2 protein-coding genes are annotated in these 3,246 nt (G+C 70.3%); both read right to left on the reverse strand.

The window, feature by feature from the left end:
- The coding region (locus tag VFO68_RS01590; protein WP_325156303.1) for an MFS transporter at window positions 1-1,206 on the reverse strand (1,206 nt) is incomplete at its 3' end.
- A complete protein-coding gene (locus VFO68_RS01595; protein WP_325156304.1) occupies window positions 1,203-2,771 on the reverse strand; it encodes a class I adenylate-forming enzyme family protein in 1,569 nt (522 codons plus the stop codon). The genes VFO68_RS01590 and VFO68_RS01595, both read right to left, overlap by 4 nt.
- Window positions 2,772-3,246: the final 475 nt, after the last annotated feature.

Here is a 3,246-nt window from a genome sequence, read left to right on the forward strand (position 1 = left end):
ATCCGGGGCGCACCGGGTTCGCGACGCGCGGTACCGCAGCAGGGGCACCAGGGTGGCCAGCAGGTAGAGGCCGCCGGCCAGCAGGATCGCCGTGTGCAGGCCGAATGCGGCCACGGCGAGGCCGCCGAGCGCGCCTCCGATCGGGAACCCGGCGTAACAGATCGCCGCGACCAGGCCGAACACCCTCGTCTGGAACTCGTCCGGAACCCGCTGGTACAGCGTCGCGCCGAAGATCGGGTTGACCGCGGAGACCGCTACCCCGCACAGGAACGACACGGTCAGCACCACCGCGAGTTGGTCGGAGACCCCGAGGACCAGGACGCGCGGCGCGCCGCTGATCAGCATGCCCACCGCGAACACCACGTACCGGGACAGTTTGACCGCCAGTGCGGTGAACACCAGGTTGCCCAGCACCGCGCCGGCCGACACGGCGCCGAAGACCAGGCCCAGTGCGGCCGGTGAGTGCAGCTCCTCGGACACCCACAGCGGGACGAACACCGAGCCGGTGGCCTGGTTCACCACGTTGGCGAAGAAGATCGTGCCGACCATGATGAGCAGCAACCGGTCCCGGCCGAGCTGGCGGGTGCCGGCCAGGAGCGCCGGCAGGTACCGCTCGGGGTCGGCCGCCGCCTGCGGTTCCAGGCCCGGCCGGGTCAGGACGGCCACCAGGACCGCCGAGGCCGCGAAGGACATCGCGTCCACCAGCACCGCGCCCTGCGGGCCCACCCAGAACACGATCAGCCCGCCGACCGGGGCGCCGGCGAGGGTGGCCACGTTGGTCAGCCCGTCGTAGAGGCTGGTCACCCGCGGCATCGGCGCGCCCGCCTGCTCCGCCGCCGGCCGCAACAGCACGTGCTTGGTGCGGTCGCCGACTCCGCGGACCAGACCGGAGATCCCGACCATCGCGGCGATCGTGGGCAACCCGATGTCCGGGCTGATCGCGATGGCGGCCGTGGCCAGCGCGCTGACCGTGTCGGCGGTGATCGCGGTGGCGCGCATGCCGATCCGGTCGGCGAGCGGGGTGCCGAACACGCTGGATGCCAGGTAGGGAACGGTGCCGGCGGCGACGATGAGCCCCATGTCGGCGGGGCTGCCGGTGGTGGTCAGCACCAGCCAGGGGATGGCCACCAGGGACATCATGCTGCCGAGCGTGGAGATGAGGCTCGCCGCCAGCAGCGCGACCAGGCCGGCCCGGCGGGCGGTCACCCTGATCGGGCCGGGGTGTGCGCCGCGTGCCAACCGGCCTTGAGCCGTTTGACGTCCACCTTGCCGTTGGGGGTGCGCGGCAGGTCGTCGACGAAGTCGTAGGACTGCGGGACCGACATCCGGCCGAGCCGTTCGTGCACCAGTGCGGAGAGCTCATCGGCGGTGACGGCGTTGTCGTTGGTCAGCACGAAGGCGTGCGCCGACTCGCCGAGGTCGTCGTGCGGGACACCGATCACCACGGCCGCCCGGACCGCCGGGTGGGTGGCGAGCTCCTCCTCGATCAGCCGGGGGAAGATCCGGTCGCCACCGAGCCCGGTGACGATCATGTCCTGACGCCGGCCCACCAGGTGGAGATATCCGCCCTCGTCGAGGTACCCGTGGTCCAGCGTCCGCACCCAACCGTCCACAAGAGACTCTTCGGTCAGCTCCGGCCGCCCAAGGTACCCGAGAAACGCCAACCGGCTGTGCGCCCAGACCTCGCCCACCTGCCCGGCGGGCAGGACGGTCCCGGCGTCGTCCCGGATCTCCACCCGCACGTCACCGTATGGCGGCCCGCACGAGCCGAGCCGGTTCGGGTGCTCGGGATCTTCGGCGATCCCCCGATATGAAGCGATGTAAGGCAGTTCGCTCAACCCGTAAGCGATCTGCACCACCGGCCCCAACCGCCGGCACATCTCCCGCAGCCGCGCCGGCGCCACCGCCGCGCCCCCCACGTTGATCAGCTCAAGGCTGCTCAGGTCCGTCGTGTCGAAGTCCGGATGATCAAGCATCTCGGTCAGCATCAACGGCGACACGTGGATCGAGGTGGGACGGTGTTCCGCAATAGCCGCAAGGTATTCCGGCGCGATGAACTGAAAGAGGACGTACAGCACACCCCCACTCCCCAGCGTGAGCATCGTGATCGCCTGCCCCGCCGCATGCCACATCGGGGTCAGCACGAACTGCCGCAACTGGGTGTCCTCGGTCCGCGCCCAGTCCTCGGCCAACTCCAGCATCTGGTCGTAAAGCCCCGCCCCATGCCGGATCAGCTTCGCGATTCCCGTGGTCCCGGTCGTCTGGAAGATCGCCTCCGGCGCCCCCCGCACCGTTTCAAGGTCGAACGGCGCAGTGTCGGCGGCCGGCGCCAACAGATCCGGCCCCAGCCCACCCGGCCCCAGGCAGTGCGCCGGCACCCCCAAGCCTTCGGCCAGCGCCGCCCCCACCTTCCCGTGCCGGGTCCGCGTGTCGTAGATGACCCGATCCGGCCGCGCGAGTGCCAGGTAGTCGTCGATGTCCCGTCGCGGCATGTCCGCCTGCACCCAAGCCGTCCGACAGCCCAGCAGGTGTAAGGCAAACTGCAGCAACGACGCCTCCGGCGGATGAGCCACCACGACGGCGACCGTCATCCCCGGCCGATACTCCCCGTCCCGCAACCGCGCCGCGAAGTCCAACACGGTCTGCCGCGCCTGCGTGTAGCTGAACCGGCCCTCCCATCCGATCCCGACGATCGCGTCCCGGTCTCCGAACTCGGCGAACAGGTCCAATAATCGGAGTACGTACCCCGGCCGCCCCTCTTGCTCCACCATCAGACCTCCCGCCGCCCGAAAGGCCCATCGTCGCCGCACGCCCACCCGATCACCAGGCTCCGTTCGGCCTCCCTCCTGATCACCTGATTGCCGCCTTCCACTGCAACGATCGGCAAAGGGGTCGGAGTGGTTGCGGGTCCCTGGCGGGGGACGGGACGCTCGATGTGGTCGCCTTTGGGTGGGTTGGGGCTGGCGTTGCGGTGCACGGCTGTGGACAGCCCCTGAGGGGTGCGTGGTTGTGGGGTTGGGGGCCTGCCCACAGCCGTGCACCGGGCAGGTCTCCCGCTCCGGGCAGGGTCGGGCGCGGCTTCTTTAAAAACCAAAATCAATTTATAGAAAGATGCGGGCGCGCGGCGCCGCCCGCGCGCCGCAGGCGCGGCGCGGGTGGTCAGAAGGGCGGGGGATCCGGATCGGTGACCGGGTCCGGTTCGACCACATGCTCAAACCCCAGCGGGGTGGTCCACCGAAACACCCC

Source organism: Actinophytocola sp. (assembly GCF_035712165.1).
Lineage (GTDB): Bacteria > Actinomycetota > Actinomycetes > Mycobacteriales > Pseudonocardiaceae > DASYTH01.